This window comes from Rhodanobacter ginsenosidimutans (assembly GCF_042655685.1).
GTDB classification, from domain to species: Bacteria; Pseudomonadota; Gammaproteobacteria; order Xanthomonadales; family Rhodanobacteraceae; genus Rhodanobacter; species Rhodanobacter ginsenosidimutans.
This window is the reverse complement of sequence record NZ_JBHSMM010000001.1, coordinates 923,734-942,175: the sequence shown is the minus strand read 5'-3', so window position 1 is coordinate 942,175 and position 18,442 is coordinate 923,734. Positions and strand designations below refer to the sequence as shown.

General features: G+C 66.7%; 19 protein-coding genes. 5 read left to right on the top strand and 14 right to left on the bottom strand.

Annotated elements, in window-relative coordinates; translation table 11 throughout:
- The first annotated feature begins 58 nt into the window (after positions 1-58).
- A complete protein-coding gene (locus tag ACFPK0_RS03955; RefSeq protein ID WP_377338525.1) occupies positions 59-802 on the top strand; it encodes a SpoIIAA family protein in 744 nt (247 codons plus the stop codon).
- A gap of 6 nt (positions 803-808) precedes the next feature.
- Here the strand turns inward: ACFPK0_RS03955 and ACFPK0_RS03950 are convergent, their stop codons facing one another.
- The 7 genes from ACFPK0_RS03950 to ACFPK0_RS03920 form a co-directional block, all read right to left on the bottom strand.
- The gene (locus ACFPK0_RS03950; protein WP_377338523.1) at positions 809-2,476 is read right to left on the bottom strand and encodes a L,D-transpeptidase family protein; all 1,668 of its coding nucleotides are present in this window, start codon (positions 2,474-2,476) and stop codon (positions 809-811) included.
- An 83-nt stretch (positions 2,477-2,559) separates the two neighbouring features.
- The gene (locus ACFPK0_RS03945; RefSeq protein ID WP_377338521.1) at positions 2,560-2,991 is read right to left on the bottom strand and encodes an OsmC family protein; all 432 of its coding nucleotides are present in this window, start codon (positions 2,989-2,991) and stop codon (positions 2,560-2,562) included.
- A gap of 38 nt (positions 2,992-3,029) precedes the next feature.
- A complete protein-coding gene (locus ACFPK0_RS03940; protein WP_377338519.1) occupies positions 3,030-4,406 on the bottom strand; it encodes an ATP-binding protein in 1,377 nt (458 codons plus the stop codon).
- Positions 4,403-5,077: a winged helix-turn-helix domain-containing protein gene (locus ACFPK0_RS03935; protein ID WP_377338517.1), complete on the bottom strand. Its 675-nt coding sequence runs from the start codon at positions 5,075-5,077 to the stop codon at positions 4,403-4,405. Before ACFPK0_RS03935 ends, ACFPK0_RS03940 begins: the two co-directional genes overlap by 4 nt.
- A gap of 4 nt (positions 5,078-5,081) precedes the next feature.
- Positions 5,082-5,678, bottom strand: coding sequence for a cytochrome b/b6 domain-containing protein (locus ACFPK0_RS03930; RefSeq protein WP_377338515.1), 597 nt, complete (start codon positions 5,676-5,678; stop codon positions 5,082-5,084).
- A gap of 30 nt (positions 5,679-5,708) precedes the next feature.
- The gene (locus ACFPK0_RS03925; RefSeq protein WP_377338513.1) at positions 5,709-5,981 is read right to left on the bottom strand and encodes a PepSY domain-containing protein; all 273 of its coding nucleotides are present in this window, start codon (positions 5,979-5,981) and stop codon (positions 5,709-5,711) included.
- A 68-nt stretch (positions 5,982-6,049) separates the two neighbouring features.
- The gene (locus ACFPK0_RS03920; protein ID WP_377338511.1) at positions 6,050-7,423 is read right to left on the bottom strand and encodes a GGDEF domain-containing protein; all 1,374 of its coding nucleotides are present in this window, start codon (positions 7,421-7,423) and stop codon (positions 6,050-6,052) included.
- 182 nt (positions 7,424-7,605) lie between these two features.
- On the opposite strand from ACFPK0_RS03920, the gene ACFPK0_RS03915 reads away from it, so the two are divergent.
- The 3 genes from ACFPK0_RS03915 (at position 7,606) to ACFPK0_RS03905 (ending at position 10,842) form a co-directional block, all read left to right on the top strand.
- A complete protein-coding gene (locus ACFPK0_RS03915) occupies positions 7,606-8,994 on the top strand; it encodes an MBL fold metallo-hydrolase RNA specificity domain-containing protein (protein WP_377338509.1) in 1,389 nt (462 codons plus the stop codon).
- Between the two features lie 333 nt (positions 8,995-9,327).
- Positions 9,328-10,086 (top strand): cyclic nucleotide-binding domain-containing protein, encoded by a 759-nt coding sequence (locus ACFPK0_RS03910; RefSeq protein ID WP_056081735.1) that lies wholly within the window; start codon positions 9,328-9,330, stop codon positions 10,084-10,086.
- A gap of 195 nt (positions 10,087-10,281) precedes the next feature.
- Positions 10,282-10,842: a GNAT family N-acetyltransferase gene (locus ACFPK0_RS03905; protein WP_377338506.1), complete on the top strand. Its 561-nt coding sequence runs from the start codon at positions 10,282-10,284 to the stop codon at positions 10,840-10,842.
- A 33-nt stretch (positions 10,843-10,875) separates the two neighbouring features.
- Here the strand turns inward: ACFPK0_RS03905 and ACFPK0_RS03900 are convergent, their stop codons facing one another.
- From ACFPK0_RS03900 to hppD, 7 genes are all read right to left on the bottom strand, one after another.
- Complete coding sequence (locus tag ACFPK0_RS03900) at positions 10,876-11,637, bottom strand: helix-turn-helix domain-containing protein (protein ID WP_056081737.1); 762 nt, start codon at positions 11,635-11,637, stop codon at positions 10,876-10,878.
- A 31-nt stretch (positions 11,638-11,668) separates the two neighbouring features.
- Positions 11,669-13,069 carry an oxygen-independent coproporphyrinogen III oxidase gene (hemN, locus tag ACFPK0_RS03895; protein ID WP_377338503.1) on the bottom strand — a complete coding sequence of 467 codons (1,401 nt, stop codon included), beginning with the start codon at positions 13,067-13,069 and terminating at the stop codon, positions 11,669-11,671.
- A gap of 190 nt (positions 13,070-13,259) precedes the next feature.
- Positions 13,260-14,246, bottom strand: coding sequence for a fumarylacetoacetate hydrolase family protein (locus ACFPK0_RS03890; RefSeq protein ID WP_056605776.1), 987 nt, complete (start codon positions 14,244-14,246; stop codon positions 13,260-13,262).
- 17 nt (positions 14,247-14,263) lie between these two features.
- On the bottom strand, positions 14,264-14,836 hold the full coding sequence (locus tag ACFPK0_RS03885) for a lectin (protein WP_377340235.1): 573 nt from the start codon (positions 14,834-14,836) through the stop codon (positions 14,264-14,266).
- Positions 14,836-16,140: a homogentisate 1,2-dioxygenase gene (gene hmgA / locus ACFPK0_RS03880; protein WP_377338501.1), complete on the bottom strand. Its 1,305-nt coding sequence runs from the start codon at positions 16,138-16,140 to the stop codon at positions 14,836-14,838. The genes ACFPK0_RS03885 and hmgA overlap by 1 nt, the downstream gene beginning before the upstream one ends.
- Before the next feature lie 151 nt (positions 16,141-16,291).
- Entirely contained in the window at positions 16,292-16,585 is a 294-nt protein-coding gene (locus ACFPK0_RS03875; protein ID WP_056605781.1) for a GIY-YIG nuclease family protein, read from the bottom strand.
- Between the two features lie 169 nt (positions 16,586-16,754).
- Positions 16,755-17,825, bottom strand: coding sequence for a 4-hydroxyphenylpyruvate dioxygenase (hppD, locus tag ACFPK0_RS03870; protein ID WP_377340233.1), 1,071 nt, complete (start codon positions 17,823-17,825; stop codon positions 16,755-16,757).
- A gap of 151 nt (positions 17,826-17,976) precedes the next feature.
- On the opposite strand from hppD, the gene ACFPK0_RS03865 reads away from it, so the two are divergent.
- Positions 17,977-18,438, top strand: coding sequence for a MarR family winged helix-turn-helix transcriptional regulator (locus ACFPK0_RS03865; RefSeq protein WP_007080440.1), 462 nt, complete (start codon positions 17,977-17,979; stop codon positions 18,436-18,438).
- Positions 18,439-18,442: the final 4 nt, after the last annotated feature.

The following is an 18,442-nucleotide window of genomic DNA, read 5'->3' as shown; positions in this document are numbered from 1 at the left end:
CAGGCGATACACTCCGGCGGGACCCGTGCCCAACCGCACCGCAACAGGAGCGAGCGCCATGTTGACCTTGATCGATGGACTTCCGGACCACGTCATCGGCATCCGCATCACCGACAAGCTGCGCGCGGAGGATTACGAGAAGCAGCTCATCCCGCTGATCAACGAGCGGTTGGAGAAACACCGCAAACTCGATTTCCTGTGTTGCATCGACGGCGAATGGAAAGGCATGGAGGCCGGCGCGGTATGGCAGGACCTGCGCCTGGGCCTGGGTCGGATCGGGCACTGGGCGCGCCTGGCGATCGTCAGCGACATCGGCTGGATGGAGAATGCGGTCAAGCTGTTCGGCGTGTTTTCGCCGGGCGAACTGCGACACTTCGACGGCGACGATTACGACGAGGCCAGGGACTGGGTCTGCGAAAGCGGGCGCGCCCGCATCGGCATCCAGCTTGATGCGGAGACGGGTATCCTGGTGCTGGAACCGGCCGCCGACAAGGCGCTGAACGAAGATGATTTCGAGGCGGTCGGCAAGGCCATCGGCCATTACCTGGAAGGCCACGAGCGCTTGCGCGGCATCATGATTCACAGCCGGCGGTTTCCCGGCTGGCGGGGTGTGGGTGCGCTGTTCGCGCACCTGAAGTTCGTCAGCAGCGTGCACGACAGGATCGACAGGCTGGCCGTGGTCACCAGCAGCCCGCTCGGATCGCTGGCCGACCATGTGCTCGATCCGTTGATGCTGGCCAAGGTCCGCAAGTTCGACTACGACCAAAGCGACCAGGCCATGGCCTGGCTGAAGGAGCACTAGCCCCGGTCACTCGTGCCCGGGCGCACCCACCGGTGCACCGCCAGGCGCCAGCCACGACGACGTCCGCGTGCGATCCAGCGCGGCAAGCAACGGACCGTCACGCCGGTAGACGTCGGGCCGGAAACCAATCCTGCCGCCCTCGCGCAGGTCCACCGTCCAGTACGCCAGCAACAACGTTACGGGCTGGCGCAACGTCACCGTCTGGGTCTTGCCGGTATCGATGGCGCTGTCGATGGCCGCCCGATTCCAGCGCACGGGATCGTCCAGCAGCAACTCGGCCAGCTCGCGCGGCCGCTCCACCCGGATGCAGCCGGAGCTGGTGGCGCGCTGCGGGTTCGCGAACAGTTCCTGATGCGGCGTGTCGTGCAGGTAGACCGCGTAGTCATTGGGAAAGCGGATCACCAGCCGACCGAGCGAATTGCCCGGCCCGGCGTCCTGGCGCAACACGATGCCGCGCGGGTTGGCCCAGTTCACGCTGCCCGGCGACAGCTCGCGGCCCTGGCTGTCCAGCACGCGGATGCGGTTGGCGGCGAGATAGCCGGGGTTCTTGCGGACCTTGGGCAGGATGTCGTTTTTCAGGATGGTGGGCGGCACCGTCCAGGTCGGGTTGAGCGTGAGGTAGGTGATCTGCGACTTGAACACCGGCGTGCTGCGGTACGGCTTGCCCACTTGCACGCGCGCGCGCCAGACCGGCTTGGCATCCTTGTAATAGGTGACGCCGTAGCCGGCGATATCCACCATGACGAAGTTGCCGTGCAACTGGTGCAGCAACCAGCGCGCACGCTCCAGGTTCACCCGCAGCTGGTCGATGCGCGCCGCCGGCGCCACGTTCAACGCGGCCCACGTGTTCGCCCCCACCCGGCCATCGTCGCTGAGGTATTGCTCGCGCTGGAATTGCCTGAGCGCCTGCTGCAACGCCGGGTCGTAACGTTCCGCCGCATCGGCGGCGACGCCCACGTCGTAGCCGATCCGCTGCAGCCGAAGCCGCAATGCCGGCACGCGCGGATCGAGCGCATCGGGCTCCAGCGTGGGGCCGCTGGCGATCGGCTCCCAGTCGCCATGCGCCGCTATCTGCCGCCACCGGGCCAGGGCATCACGCAGCCTGGCGTACAACGCGTTCTGCGGTCGCGCCTGCGCAAACAACTCACCGATGCGGCCCTGCGCCAGGGCGTCGCGCACACTCTGCACGCCGCGTCCTGCCACCGGTTGCCGCGCGTCGAAATTCCAGTGCGTATCCAGCGAGGCCGGATCGACCTTGCCGCGGTACAGGTGGGTCAGCGCGGCGAGGCAGGCGTCGGTGGCGAGCAGGTCGAACTGCGCGCGTTGCAACGCGGTGGCGTGCGGATCGGTCAGCAGCGCGCGGCCACGCGACAGCGCGTCCACTGCATAGTCGTCCGGGTTCAAGCCATCGGCGGCCACGCCACGCAAGGCCGCCAGCAACTGGTCGACATCGGCCGGCCGTGTCCACGCGGGCGCAAATTGCGCTTGCGCGTAGAACGTGGCCAACGCCTTGTCCACTCCCGCACCGGGCCCATTGAGGGTCGGCTCGACGTGCTCGCGGATCAGCTCGGCCACCGGATCGGGCGGCGGTACAGGGTCCGCGTGCGCGGGCTGAACCACGCCGAATGCCAGCATCAGCACGGCGATGAAGGGCAACACCCGGATAACAGGCACGGCGGTTTCTCCCGATGAACCTTGTTGCATGGTGCCACGCCTCGGCGACCACACGCGAAGACCCGCTGGCTGGCGTGGAAGCGTCAGTCCTCCTCCGTCTGGCGCCGCAACACGCCGGAAAGCCGGGTGCCCGGCGCCACGGTATTGAACACCGTGCCGTATTTGCGCACGTTGTCGTGCAGCAGGGCCAGGCGCTGCTCGCTCTCGTCGCTATCCACCAGGATTTCGTAGTCGATCGATTCCAGCCGCGGCGGCACGTCCTGGCGCACACCGCTGATGCGCACCTGCACGCCCCGCAACCGAAACTTCAACATCGGCGTGACCCGCTCGATACCCTTGATGATGCAGGCCGACACGGCGGCCAACAGCAGTTCGGCAGGGTTGAACGCATCGACGCGCCCGGCCAGATCGGTGTCCAGCGACAGTTCGGCGCTCTTGCAGCGGGCGATGCTGCCGTGGGCATCCGTGCGGCGCGCCACGACATGGAAACTGAGTTTGCGGGTGGTTTCAGTCACGTGATTCTCCGTGGACACCCGATGCAGAGGCCGATGGCTCAGACATAACCCGGCACATGCGGCGCCTGGCCGGCCACGCGGGGCAGGCTCAGGCTGACTTGTGCGCCGCCCAGCGCGGAGCGGCCGAAGCTCAGCTCGCCGTGGTGCAAACGGGCGATAGCCTGGGCGATGGACAGGCCCAGCCCACTACCCTCGCCCACGCTGCCCTCGGGTCGATGGAAACGTTCGCCCAGCCGCGTGGTATCGACCGCAAAACCGCCGCCGTTGTCGTTCACCTGCAGCGTCACCCGTTCGCCGTTGCCACCGACGCGCACATTCACCTGGCCGTGTTCGGGTGCGTGGCGCACGGCGTTGTCGACCAGGTTCTGCACCAGGATGCCGAGCAGGCCGCGGCTGCCCAGCACGAAGTCGTTGCCGTCGTGATCCAGCGACAACTCGATGGAGCGCGCCGCCGCGCGCTCGCTGGCGTCGCGCAGGGCCGCTTCGGCCACGCCGACCAATCGCAACGAACCGGCGTCGTCCAGCTCGACCAGTTTCTCCACCCGCGCCAGCATCAGCAGTTGGGTCACCAGCCGCTGCATGCGGTCCAGCGCCTCCTGCGCGCGCTGCAGGTGCCGCGCGCGAGCGGGCACATCGTCGCCGTGGCCGGCCAGATCCAGCTCCAGTCGCAGCGCCGCCAGCGGGTGGCGCAGTTCGTGCGCGGCGTCGGCGGTGAAGCGGCGCTCGTGTTCCAGGCTCAGCCGCAGGCGATCGACCAGTTTGTCGATCGCTTCGGTGAACGGCGCCAGTTCGATCGGCACCTGTGCGTCGGTGAGCGAGGCGGCAGTGGGATCGGTGCCGACGGCAAGGTTGCGGGTGAGCCGGCGCAGCGGTTCCAGTCCACTGCGCAAACCGGCAAACACCGTCGGCGGCACCAGCACCAGCAGCGCCAGCAAGGCCAGCAGCGCCGGCGCCAGCAGCTTGCGCATCAGCTCGTCGCGCTCGTCCAACGGCGCCCCGACCTGGATCCAGTAGCGATGCTGCACATCCCAACGCTGGAACACGCGCCAGCGCCGCTCGTCGTGCTCGATCGAATGGAAATGCGCATCGCCCGGATCGAAGCGCAGCGGCGGCAGCTCGGCACTCTCCACCAGCAGCTCGCCGCGCGCATCACGCAACACGATGGCCGGCCGCTGGGCGGTGGTGTCCGACTCGACCAGCCGGCCATCCGACAGGCGCACCGCACCCGCGTGCGATGCCTTGTCCGGCATCACCGCGAACACGCTGGCGGCGGTGCGCACCAGCATCTGGTCGAAGATCTCGTCGACCTCGTGCAGGCTGCGCCAGGCCAGCCAGCCGGCGGCGGCGCACCACACCAGCACGATGCCGGCCACCAGCCGCAGCACCAGCCGCCGGTTGAGCGAGGGGCGGATCACGCGGGCGACCCGCCGGGACGGTTGATCGCGTAGCCGATGCCGCGCAAGGTGCGGATCCACCCCGGCCCCAGCTTGTGGCGCAGATGATGGACATGCACTTCCACCGCGTTGCTGGCCACTTCCTTGTCCCAGCCGTACAGCGCTTCCTCCAGTTGGTCGCGCGAATAGGCGCGGCCGGGATGGCGCACCAGGGTTTCCAGCAGCGCGTATTCGCGCGCGGTCAGCTCCAGTGGCGCATCGGCCAGCGTGGCGCTGCGTGCGGCCGGGGTGACTTCGAGTGCGCCCAGGCGGATCGCCGGTTCCACCTGGCCGTCGGCGCGGCGCAACAGCGCGCGCAGGCGGGCAGCGAGTTCGTCCAGATGCACCGGCTTGACCACGTAGTCGTCGGCGCCGGCATCCAGCCCGGCGACGCGATCGGCCAGTTCGTCGCGGGCGGTCAGCAGCAGTACCGGGGTGGCGTCCTGGCGACGGCGCATGCCAGCGATGATCGACGGGCCGCTGCTGCGCGGCAGGTTCCAGTCCAGCACGGCGGCGGCGTAGGTCGTGTCGGCCAGTGCCGCGGCGGCCTGGTTGCCGTCGGTGATCCAGTCCACCGCATAGCCGAGCTGGCGCAGGCCATCGGCCAGCGCCTGCCCCAGTGCACGGTCGTCTTCGGCGAGCAGGATGCGCATGGCCTCATTCTTGCCGCGCGATCGGGCCATTCAATTGACTTGCAGCAATTGGCGTCGTTTTTTCGCCGGCTGCGGCATCCTGCCCCAGCGCCCGCTTGCGACCGTGGATCATCGAGGCGACCAGGTTCTCACCGTAATGCACGCTCTCGCCCACCGCGGCCAGCACGTGCAGCACCACCAGCCCCAGCACACCGTAGGCCAGCACTTCATGTAGCTCCTCCAGCCACCCTTCGCCGAAGAATCGGTCGGTGGTCTGCAGCCAGCCGGTGACGCCCACCAGCAGCACGCCGGCCAGCAGGGCCAGGATCATCACGGCGGCCGCCGGGTTGTGCCCGAGCTGCCGCCGCGAGCGCCCGGCCAGGCGCTGGCGCAGGTAATCGCGCACCCGGCGCGGGCCGGGCACCCAGTCGGCGAAGCGGGCGTGCCGCGTGCCGACCCAGCCCCACACGAAGCGGACGGCTATCAGGACCAATATGGCGTAACCGAAACCGCGGTGGACCAGCTCGCCCTCCTCGGTGAAAAAGTTGGCGAGGAACAAGCCCGCCAGCGACCAGTGGAACAGGCGGACCAGCGGGTCCCACACCTTGACCATCGCGTTCATGGCTTGCCCTCGCTGAGAGTCAGGTGACGATCAACCGCCCTTCTTCTTCACGATGCGGCCATCGGTGGGGTCGAAGTAGATCTCCACGTTCTTGCCGGCCTTGTCCTTGCCGTAGATCTCGTAGCAGTTGCCCGAGACCTGGAACACCTTGATGGTGTAGCCCTGGTCGAGCACCTTCTGCTTCATCGCCGCTTCGGTCAGCCACTGCGCGCGCGGCGCACTGGTGCACTGCGGCGCGGCGAAGACGGACGCCGACAGGACGGCGGCGGCAAGGAACAACGGTGCGATGACAATGCGCTTCATGGTGCGTCTCCGGTATCGGCAGGGATTTGCCTTGGGGGACATTGCAACCGCGAAGGCTTATGCGGGTCTTAAGGCGTGGCCACCACCGCCTGGTTGCGGCCCGCGTTCTTGGCCGCGTACAACGCCGTGTCCGCACGCTGGACCAGATCCGCGGCGGTGTCACCGCAGGTCGCCTGCGTCACGCCGATGCTGACGGTGACTGCACGCTGCGGCCATGCGAAGTCGCGGAACGCGTGCAGGATGCGCTCGGCCGCTTCGCGCGCGCCGGCCGCATCGGCCTCGGGCAACAGCAACACGAACTCCTCGCCGCCATAGCGCGCGGCCCGATCCGACGGCCTCAGTGCGGCGCGCAACAGGTGGCCGGTGATGCGCAATACCTGGTCGCCCGCCAGGTGACCGTAGTCATCGTTGTAGGCCTTGAACCGATCCAGATCGAGCATCAGCAGCGAGAACACGGTGTCGCGTTCGCGCTGCCCGTGCAGCAGGCTGGCCAGCGCGCCATCAAACGCGCGTCGGTTGGCCAGCCCGGTCAACACATCGGTATCGGCATCGTTGCGCAGCAGCGCCGACTCCATCCGCTGGCGCTCCAGCTTGTCCAGCAGGCTGGCCACCCACCACACCAGCCCGGCCACGGCGCCGCCACTGCCCAGCGCCACAAAGGCGAAAGCCAGCGTCTCCGGCAAGCCCAGCAGCGACTGCAACGCCTCCAGCACGAAGATGAACATCACCGGCAACAGCAATGACGGCAGCAGCAGCCGGCGCGCCAGCGCGCCACCGAACGTATCGGCCGTGGCCACCCGCGTGAGCCCGGTGGTGGGCGATGAGGAAAGCCAGCCCAGTACTGCCAGCAACAGCATGAGCAAGGTCGGCAACGGCACCTGCGCGAACGGCCCGCCGATCTTGCCGGCCAGGGCAACCGCATACGAGGCCAGGCCGGTCACCACGATGGCCAGCAGCACCATCGCGATGGTTTCTCGCAGCACCAGGTAACGCCGCGTGGACACCAGCAAACCCAACACGCCCAGCAGCGTCAGCGCGAGCGCGGCGGGCACCGCCATGCGCCCCTGCGGCAAACCGGCGGCCCGTGCGACGGAGTCGTCGAACAAATGGTCGAAACCCGGATCCAGCGACCACAGGTACTCGCCCAGCGTCACCGCGCCGATGCCCGCCACCACGATCGACAGCCATGGGCCAAGACGCCACCGCGGGGTTACGAAATCCTGGGTCAGCAAAAGGGCCAGCCCGGAAAGCGCGAACGCGATCGCCGCGTTCGCCTTCATGGCATGTTGTCCCGGCACCAGCGTGGTCAGCAGCGGCACGCCCAGGCACCAACCTGTCAGCACCACCAGCGCGACCGTGCCGATCAACACCGCCACCACGCGCGAGAACACGACGAAGCCACGAACGGCCTTCGCGTTCTGATGAAATGGCACTGCGATCATGCCCCGTTGTCCCAGCAAAGAGTGATTGTGGTTGGTTTGCCAGACTATTCCGGCGTCGACAAGCCCCGCCGAAAGATCGCAGCGAGCCCTGTATCTGACGCCAGTCAAGCCGCCCCGTGCCCCGCCCTGCCACAGTGTCGTTGCATCCCGTCCAACAACTGTCGTCCGGAGTGTCGCCGATTATGATCATCTACAGCTGCCACGGTGCGGCCAAACAGGTAACCGGCTCCTGCCATCTCGTCACCTGCAACGACCGCCGCGTGCTGATCGACTGTGGCATGTTCCAGGGCAGCGAGGAGGTGGAACGGGCCAATGCCGAGCCGTTCGGCTTCGACCCGGCCGGCATCGACGTGTTGCTGCTGACCCACGCCCACCTCGACCATTGCGGACGGATTCCGCTGCTGGTGCGCCAGGGTTTTCGCGGCCGCATCATCACCACCGCCGCCACCCGCGAACTGGCGCGGGTGGTGATGCTCGATTCGGCCGGCCTGCAGGAGGAGGAAGCGCGCCGCGCGCAACGCCGCAACCGCCGCAGCGAGGAGCTGGCGCCGCCGCTGTACACGCTGGATGACGCGCTGCACGCGCTGGATTTCTTCGGCCCGGATGTCGGCTATGACGAAACCGTGCCGGTGGTCGAAGGCGTCACCGCACGCTTTCTCGACGCCGGCCACATCCTCGGCTCGGCCTCGATCCTGCTGGAGCTCGACGACGGCAAGCTGCAACGCCGCATGCTGTTTTCCGGTGACCTCGGCAACCCCGGCCGACCACTGCTGCGTGACCCGACACCCGCGCCACCCGCCGACTACGTGGTAATGGAAAGCACCTACGGCGACCGCCCGCACCGCTCGGTGCCGGATTCGATCGACGAGATGTACCAGGCGATCCGCGACACGGTGAACCGCCGCGGCAACGTGGTGATCCCCACGTTCGCGCTGGAGCGCACGCAGGAACTGCTCTACTACCTGCACCGCGGACTGCGTGACGGTGCGATCCCGCACGTGCGCGTGTTCCTGGATTCGCCGATGGCGATCTCCGCCACCGAGATCTTCCGCCGCCACCCCGAGTGCTTCGACGAACGCTTCCTGGACGAACTGCGGCACGGCGACCCGTTCGCCATGCCCGGCCTGCATTTCACCCGCGACACGGCCGAGTCGATGGCGATCAACAACATCGACGGCGGCGCGATCATCCTGGCCGGCTCGGGCATGTGCAACGGCGGCCGCGTGCGCCACCACCTCAAGCACAACCTTTGGCGCGAACGCAGCAGCGTGGTGTTCGTCGGTTACGCCGCCGAAGGCACGCTGGCGCGGCGGATCATCGACGGCGCCGCCAGCGTGCGCGTGTTCAACGACGAGATCCCGGTGCGCGCGCAGGTGTGGACGATCAACGGCTTCTCCGCCCACGCCGACCGGCCCTCGCTGCTGGCCTGGCTGGGCGATGCGCCGCGGCGCAAGGTGTTCCTGGTGCACGGCGAATACGACCGTGGCATGCGCGCCATGCAGGACGTGCTGGCCGAACGCGGCGTCGCCTGTCAGCTGCCGGGCCTGCACGAGCCGATCAAGATCGACTGAGCGTATTGCTCACGCGGTTCCGTTTTTCCGCCCGCATGCGGGTCGATCGGGTAATAGCCGATCGTGCCGATGGTTTCGCGGAGATCCCAGGCAGGCGTTTCCGGTCACGGGGCGATACATGGGCGCCCCCATGCCGGATGACACGCCGCCAGCATGGCCGTGCCCGCGAGGTGCCCGCTTGAGCCTGGTCGAGTTCGCGGGCGATGGCTGGGCGCCGCTTGCGTCGTTTCGTCACGCGCGGCAGTCCCCTTTCACGACAGAAAGAGCCTTATGCTAGGGCTTGAAGATGGTGATTTCCCCATCAACTGGCCGCTTCGGCCTGTGCGAGCTCCGATGGAACCTGCCGCCACCGTGCTCGACCTCAATCAGCTGCGCCGCAGTTGCAGCTCGTGCGCGCTGTATGAACTGTGCCTGCCGGCCGGCATTGGCGGCGACGACCTGGACCGCCTCGACGCCACGGTGAAGGACAAGCGCACGCTGGAACGTGGCGCCATGCTGTACCGCGAGAACGACACGTTCGAGGCACTGTACGTGGTGCGCTCCGGTGCGCTGAAAACCTTCGTGCAGAACGAGGCGGGCGACATGCAGATCCTCGCCTTCCATCTGCCTGGCGAGATCCTGGGTTTCGACGCATTGGCCACCAACCTGCACGTCAGCCAGGCGGAGGCGCTGGAACGGTCCAGCATCTGCGAGTTGCCCTACGCCAAACTGCAGCAGGTCACCAGCGAGGTCCCCGCGTTGCACCGCCAACTGATGCGGGTGATCAGCCGCGAGGTGGTTGAGGAGCACCGGCACCTGGTCATGATGGGCAAGCAGCAGGCACAGGAGCAGCTGGCCAGCTTCCTGCATGGCCTCGCCGATCGCTACCAGCGCCTGCATCGCGACGGCACCGCGCTCAACCTGCCGATGTCGCGCTATGACATCGCCAACTATCTCGGCCTGGTGGTCGAGACGGTGAGCCGCCTGTTTTCGCGCATGGAGGAAATGGGCGTGCTGGAGGTCAACCGTAAATCGGTGCGCATCTTGCGACCTGACCTGCTGGCCGCCCTCTGCCGCACCGATACCGTCTCCAGGCGCAACGACGTCGGCTGAACAAGGCGTCGACCGAGCAAGGCGCACCTACGCCCTCATGTCCGCGCTCGCCGTGTGCCGATCGCGCGGCCAGTTGACGGAAGTCAACGGGCCGCGGGCATGGCTGGCGTACAAGTGGACCTTGCAGCACCCGGGCCACCTGGACGCCTGTGCGGCGTCGTGGCCTTCACGATCACCTGCCGTGAGGATCCCACCATGTCCAACCCATCCCCGGGCGCCCCGCCCGCATTCCCGGAAAAACTGGACGGCTCGCACTGGATCGAGTCACTTTCGGACGGCAGCCAGGTGTTGATCCGTCCGCTGCGTGAAGACGACCGCGAGCGCGAGGAAGACTTCATCCACCGCTTGTCGCCTGACTCGCGCCGGCTTCGTTTCCTGGGCGGATTCAAGGAAGCGAGCCCGGCACTGATCGACCAACTGATGGATGTCGACTACAACCAGCGCATGGCGTTCGTGGCACTGGCCCACGAAAACGGCAAGCTGCGCGAAGTGGGCGTGAGCCGCTACAGCGCCACCGACGCGCTGGGCCGTTGCGAATGCGCGGTGACCGTGGCCGAAGATTGGCGTCAACGCGGCCTCGGCGTGTTGCTGATGAGACACCTGATCGACTTGGCGCGCCGCAACGGCTACAAGCAGATGATTTCGCTCGACGCCGCCGACAACGAGGCGATGCGCGATCTGGCCAGCTATCTTGGCTTCCATCGCCGGCTCGACCCCGGCGACTCGGGCCAGGTCATCCATACGCTCGACCTGTGAGCTGGCGTACGGCGGCGGGAGCCGTGGTCGCGCCTAGTCGGGCAGCAGCGCCTGGCCGATCTTGCGCAGGCCGGCGGGGTCCAGCAGGTGCAGTTCGCGCCCTTCGATCTGGATCAGCTTCTGGTTGCGGAAACGGCTCAGCACGCGGCTGACGGTTTCCGCCGCAAGGCGCAGGTAATTGGCGATGTCGCCGCGCGACATGCTGAGGTGGAAGCGGGTAGCGGAGAAGCCGCGTGCCGCGTAGCGACTGGCGAGATCCATCAGGAACGCGGCCACGCGCTCGTCGGCGCTGTGATCACCGGCCAGCAGCGAGGCGGTGCCCAGCTCCTTGCTCAACATGCGGAACAGGTGCTGCTGCACGGCCGGCACGCGCGCGGCCAGCGCGCTCATCGCGGGGAACGAGAAACGGCAGAAGAAAGCCGTATCCAGCGCCACCGCGTCGCAGGGGAAATGCTCGGGGTAGATCGCGTTGAGGCCGATCACCTCGCCGGGCAGGTAGAAGCCCAGCACCTGCTCGCGTCCTTCCTTGTCCACCATGCGGGTTTTCACGGTGCCGCCGCGCACCGCGAAGATCGCGCGGAACGGATCGCCGGTGCGGAAGATGTGCTCACCGGCCCGGAACGGCCCCACGTGTTCCACCAGACACTGCAATTCGGCCAGCTCGGGCTTGTCGTAGCCGGCGGCGATGCAGGCGCTGGAAAACGCGCAGGTACCGCAGAAATGCGTCTCGTCACCGTCGTCGGCGATCGGGCTGGGCGGCTCAGGCAGGCGGCCTGCCGGGTACTTGGATGACATGATGTCGGGGACGCCGGTTCTGGAGCGCGGATCAGATCGCGCGTGAATAACGCGGTGTGTGCGACTGCCCATCGAGATAGGCATCGAAGCACATGGCGATGATACGCAACAGCAGGCGCCCCGGCGAGGTCACCTGTAGCGATGTGGAGTCTTCGAGCAGCAGGCCGTCGGCGATCAACGGTTGCAGCCGCTGGCGTGCGGCGGCGAAATATTCGTCGAAAATCAGCCGGTGGCGCTCGCCGAAACGCGGCTTGTCCACGCAACCGTGGCACATCAACTCGCCGATCAGCTCGCGCCGGATCACGTCGTCCTCGTCCAGCAGCAGGCCGCGGGCCACCGGCAGGCGGCCGGCATCCAGCGTGGCGTAGTAGCCGGTAAGGTCGCGCGCGCTCTGGCTGTAGCTGTCGCCGATGCGGCTGATGGCGCTGACGCCCAGGCCGATGATGTCGCAGTCGCCGTGGGTCGAGTAGCCCTGGAAATTGCGCTGCAGGGTGCCAGCGCGCTGGGCCACGGCCAGCTCGTCGTCGGCGCGGGCGAAGTGGTCCATGCCGATGTAGACGTAGCCGGCGGCGGACAACTGCGCCAGCGCGCGGCCGAACAAGGCCAGCCGCGTGCCGGCATCCGGCAGCTCCTCCGCGACGATTTGCCGCTGCGCCTTGAACATCTCCGGCAGGTGCGCGTAACCGTAAACGGCCACCCGGTCCGGGTGCAGCGCCACCACCTGGTCCAGCGTGCGGCTGAAACCATCCAGGTTCTGTTTCGGCAGCCCGTAGATCAGATCCACGCTGACCGAGCGAAAGCCCGACTCGCGCGCGGCCACGATGGCTTCCTGCGTCTGCTCGAAACTCTGGATGCGGTTGACCGCCTCCTGCACCGCCGGATCGAAATCCTGGATGCCGACCGACATCCGGTTGAAGCCCAGCTCGCCCAGCGCATGCACGTAATCGCCATCGGCAAAGCGCGGGTCCAGCTCGATGCCGTACTCTCGCTCGGCCTGCTGGCTGAAACTGAAATGGCGCGCCAGCGATTCCATCAGCTCGCGCATGCGCGGCACGTCGAGGAAATTGGGCGTGCCGCCGCCGAAATGCAGCTGGCGCACCGGCCGGTCGCGGTCGAACAGCGGTGCCGCCAGCTCGATCTCACGGTACAGGCGCTCCAGGTAGCGATCCGCCTGGCCGATGTCGCGGGTGATCACCCGGTTGCAGCCGCAGTAGAAACACGGGCTCATGCAGAACGGCACGTGCACGTACAGCGACAGCGGCCGCGGGATCGGCTCCTCGTTGGAGGCGCGGATCACCTGCCGCAACGCCGCCTCGTCGAACGAGGGCGTGAACTGCGGCGCGGTGGGATAACTGGTGTAGCGCGGGCCCGCCACGTCATAGCGGGCAACCAGCGCGGGATCGAATTCAGGAGGGATGATGGGAGTGGCCATGGAGCAAGTCTGTGGGCGCGCCCGCTGCAGCACATTGATCCGAATCAATTCCCGCAATGATCGTGGTGTGGGAGGACCTCTGTGGGAGCGACTTCAGTCGCAATGCTTCTGCTCTGGAGCCCCAAATCAAGAGCATCGCGACTGAAGTCGCTCCTACAAGTCGCTCCCACCAAAGGGGCAGCTCTCTCGCTCAGCGCGCCAGCGGCTCGACCCGCTGCTCGATCGAACCGAAGATCGAGCGGCCGTCGGCATCGGTGATATCGATCTTCAAGCGGTCGCCGAATTTCAGGAACGGCGTGCTGGGCTGGCCATCGCGCAGGGTTTCCACCGTGCGCTGCTCGGCCAGGCAGGAGGCGCCCTTGCCGGTGTCCTGGTTGGCGATGGTGCCCGAGCCGATGATGGTGCCGGCGGTGAGCGGGCGCGTGCGCGCCACGTGCGCCACCAGTTCGGCAAAGCTGAACTGCATGTCCACGCCGCACTCGGCTTCGCCGAACCACGCGTCGTTGAGCCAGGTGCGCATCGGCAGATGCAGTTTGTCGCCCTGCCATGCCTCGCCCAATTCATCGGGCGTCACCAGCACCGGCGACAACGCCGAGCGCGGCTTGCTCTGCAGGAAGCCGAAACCCTTGGCCAGTTCGCCGGGTATCAGGCCGCGCAGGCTCACGTCGTTGATCAGGCCCACCAGCTGGATGTGTGCCGAGGCCTGCGCCGGCGTGGCCGCCATCGGCACATCGTCGGTGACCACCACCACCTCGGCCTCCAGGTCGATGCCGACATCCTCGGCGGGCACGACCACCGGATCGCGCGGCGCCAGAAAACCCGCACTGGTGGCCTGGTACATCAGCGGGTCGGTATAGAACGACGCCGGCACCTCGGCGCCGCGGGCGCGACGCACGCGCTCGACGTGCGGCAGGTAGGCGCTGCCATCCACGAATTCGTAGGCGCGCGGCAAGGGCGACGCCAGCGCGTGCATGTCCAGCGCGAACGCACCCGTCGCGGTGCCCGCATTCAGATCCTCGGACAGCGCGTTGAGCCGTGGCGCGGTGTTGGACCAGTCGTCCAGCGCGGCCTGCAGCGTCGCGGCGATGCCGCTGGCGCGAACCGCGCGGGTGAGATCGCGGCTGGCCACCACCAGCGTGCCGTCGCGGCCGCCTTCCTTGAGAGTTGCAAGTTTCATCGGGACTCCGGATTCATCTAACCACAACCTTCCACGTAATCGATTTGTGGTGGCACACCGACGCGCCACCGCGTGATTTTGCCCTGCGCATCGGTCTCGAACACCAGCACCTCGTCGCCGTGCGGCGCGGCGATGCGCAGGTAGTTTGCGCCGCTGACGTACTTGTGCGGCTGCGCATCCACATGGGCGTACAGCGCCCGGATCCCCGCCTCGTCCATGCCGACCTTGCCGCCACCCGGCGCAGTCTCCTTCGCGGTACCGACGTCGTAGCGCACGAAATGGCCGCCCTCGAACATGAAGGCGATATCCGCCGGCGGCGTCACCCCTTTCGGCGTCTTGTAGAAACAGCCCGACCCCGGTGACGGTGCGCCCTTCAACTCACCACGCCAAGCCTCGGCGAACGCCGCTTCGTCCATGCCGAAACGCACATCACCGTAGCCGTCGTAGCGCGCCAATGAGGCAGGGGCGGTGTTCGCCACCGCTGGCGTGACGGCCGAGCTGACCGATGCCACCGGCACGGCCGCCGGCTGGTCGGGGCTGCCGCAGGCGGCCAGCAGCAGCGCGCCGGCGACGACGAAAGCCGTACGCATCACGGTTTGTTTCCACCATCGAAATGCTTCGCGATGCCCTGCCAGCAGGTGTAGTAATCGCCCTGCAATTGCGGCGAGGCCAGCGCCTGCGCGGTGGGGCGGATCACCTTGCGCGTCTCGAACATGAAAGCCATGGTGCCGCCGATCACGTCCGCTTTCGACAGGTCGGCGTTCGACGCCTTCTCGAACGTGGCCGCGTCCGGCCCGTGCCCGCTCATGCAATTGTGCAACGACGCGCCGCCGGGCACGAAACCCTCGGCCTTGGCGTCGTAGACGCCGGCGATCAGCCCCATGAATTCGCTGGCCACGTTGCGATGGAACCACGGCGGACGGAACGTGTGCTGCGCCACCAGCCAACGCGGCGGGAAGATCGCAAAGTCCACATTGGCCGTGCCCGCGGTATCGCTGGGCGAGGTAAGCACGGTAAAGATGGACGGATCGGGATGGTCGTAGCTGATCGAACCGATCGTGTTGAAGCGGCGCAGGTCATATTTGTACGGCGCGTAATTGCCGTGCCAGGCGACCACGTCCAGCGGCGAGTGATCGATCTTCGCCGACCACAGCGCACCCTGGAATTTCGCCACCAGCTCGAACGCGCCATCGACGTCTTCATAGGCAGCGCATGGGGTGAGGAAGTCGCGCGTGTTGGCCAGGCAATTGGAACCGATCGGCCCCAGCTCGGGCAGGCGCAGCAGCGCGCCGAAGTTCTCGCAAACATAGCCGCGCGCCTCGCCGTCGATCACGTCCACGCGGAAACGCACGCCGCGGGGAATCACCGCAATTTCCTGCGGCTCGATCTCGATCACGCCCAACTCGGTCGCCAGCCGCAAGCGCCCCTGCTGCGGCACGATCAGCAGCTCGCCGTCGGCATCGTAGAAAAACCGGCCCTGCATCGAGCGGTTTGCGGCATAGAGGTGGATGCCAACGCCCGCCTGCTCGGCCGGCCCGCCGTTGCCGGCCAGCGTGGTGAGGCCGTCGATGAAATCGGTGGGCACGTCGGGCAGCGGCAACGGATCCCAGCGCAACTGGTTCGGCGTGGCCGGCGCTTCATCGAACCGGTTGTGGAAGGTGGCGTGCGCCAGCGGCCGGAACGGCTCGTGCACCGCGGCGGGCCGAATCCGGTACAGCCAGCTGCGCCGGTTGGCGTGGCGCGGCGCGGTAAACGCCGTGCCGGAGAGCTGTTCGGCGTAGAGACCGTGGGCTACGCGCTGCGGGGAATTCTGACCGACCGGGAGCGTGCCTTCGATGGCTTCGGTGGCGAACTCGTTGGCGAAACCGGGTTGGTAGTGCGATGGCACGTTCACTGCTGATTCTCCGAATAGGCTGTTCGCTGGCTTGCCCTTCGACTTCGGCCCTGCGGGCCTACGCTCAGGGTGATCGGTGTGGTGCGGCTGTTGCTTTTCTGCCGTTCTCCCTGAGCGTAGGCCCGTAGGGCCGAAGTCGAAGGGCCGCCACCTAACGCTGATGCCTGTGTTTACCCTTGCCAAGGGCACCGATCTCCTTCCAGTCACCCGCCATGTACGCCAGCTTCTTCGCCCGACTCCAGCCTTTCAGCTTGCGCTCCATGGTCAGGGCTTCATAGCGCGTCTCGAAACCCTCTGCATGGATCAACTTCAATGGACGCCGAGTCGAGGTGTATGCGCAACCCTTGCCCTGATCGTGCTGCGACATCCGTTGATCGAGATTGTCGGTGTGACCGATGTAGAAGCTGCCGTCGGCGCATTCGAGGATATAGAGGGTGAATTCCATCTCTTTGGCTTCCTTGCCGTGTCAATGATTCGCCAGCTTGCCCTTCGACTTCGCTGCTGAGCAGCTACGCTCAGGGGGATCGGTTTCTGGGACAACGGAATGTCTCCACACCGATCACCCTGAGCGTAGGCCCGCAGGGCCGAAGTCGAAGGGCCACGCGCCCCCGACCTTACAGCACCCCCCGCTTCATCTGATCCCGTTCGATGCTCTCGAACAGCGCCTGGAAATTGCCCTCGCCGAAACCCTCGTTGCCCTTGCGCTGGATGATCTCGAAGAAGATCGGGCCGATGCAGTTATGGGTGAAGATCTGCAACAGTTTGCGCTGGTGCGTTTCCGGGTCGGCGTCGATCAGGATCTTGTTGCGCGCCAGCCGCGGCACGTCCTCGCCATGGTTCGGCACCCGCTCGTCGATCACCTCGAAATACGCGTCCGGCGTGTCGAGGAAGGCCACCCCGGCGGTGCGCATCTTTTCCACCGTGGCGTAAATGTCGTCGGTGAAGCAGGCGATGTGCTGGATGCCCTCGCCCTTGTACGCATCGAGGTATTCGTTGATCTGGCTTTTCGGGTCGTCCGATTCGTTGAGCGGGATGCGCACGATGCCGTCGGGTGCGGTCATCGCCTTCGAGACCAGGCCGGTCTTGGCGCCCTTGATGTCGAAGTAGCGGATCTCGCGGAAGTTGAACAGGCGCTCGTAGTAGTCCGACCACTTCTGCATGTTGCCGAAATACAGGTTGTGGGTCAGGTGGTCGATGAAGGTGAGGCCGAAGCCGGCCGGTTTCTGCGCCGCGCCCTCGATGGGTTGGTAGTCACCGTCGTAGATGCTGCCCGCGTCGCCGTAGCGGTCCACCAGGTACAGCATGCAATCGCCGATGCCCTTCACCACCGGTGCGTTCACCGCTCGGCTGTCGGCCTTCTCGGTGAACGCTTCGCCGCCATTGCCCAGCACGGCACGCAGCACCCCGGCGGCCGGTTTGCGGAAGCGGATGGCGAAGCCGCAGGCGCTGGGGCCATGCGCCTGCGCGAAGGCCACGGCGAAGGAGTCGGGGTCCTCGTTGACGAGGAAGTTCACGTCGTTCTGGCGATAGACGATAATCGGGCGGTGCTTGTGCCTGAGCACGGCGACGAAACCCATGCGCTGGAAAAGGGTATGCAGTTCGGCGGCGCGCCCGGGCGGCGCGGCGAATTCGACGAATTCGAAACCGTCGATACCCATCGGATTCTCGAACGTGGCGACCTGCATGCCGGGATCGGGCTTGGTGTTCATGGCACTCTCCGGTTCAACACGGGCGAATTGACTCTGAGCGCCGCAAGGATGCGCTGCCGCCCGCGAAAGGATTTGCATGCCAATGTTATAGTTACAACTGAAACCAGTTGCAAGGAGCACTGCCGCAGTGTCGACCGACCGCAAACGCATTCCCGCCAGCGCCGAGCACGCGCCGCTCGAACTGGAACACTTCCTGCCGTACCGGTTGTCGATCCTGTCCAACGCGATCAGCCAGTCGATTGCCGACGACTACCAGCGCCGCTACGACCTCAGCATGACCGAGTGGCGGGTGATGGCCGTACTGGCCCGCTTCGATGGTTTGTCCGCCCGCGAAGTGGCCGAGCGCACCCTGATGGACAAGGTGGCGGTGAGCCGCGCGCTGGCACGATTGGTGGAAGCGGGCCGCGTCACCCGCGCCACCCATGCGGGCGACAAGCGCCGCTCCGTGCTCGGCCTGTCCGAAGCCGGCTGGGCCCTGCACGATGAAGTGGCGCCGATGGCGCGTGCGCGCGAGCGCGAAGTGCTGGCGAAACTGGATTTCGAGGAGCAGCACTGGCTGACGCGGATCATCGACAAGCTGATGGTCTGACCAC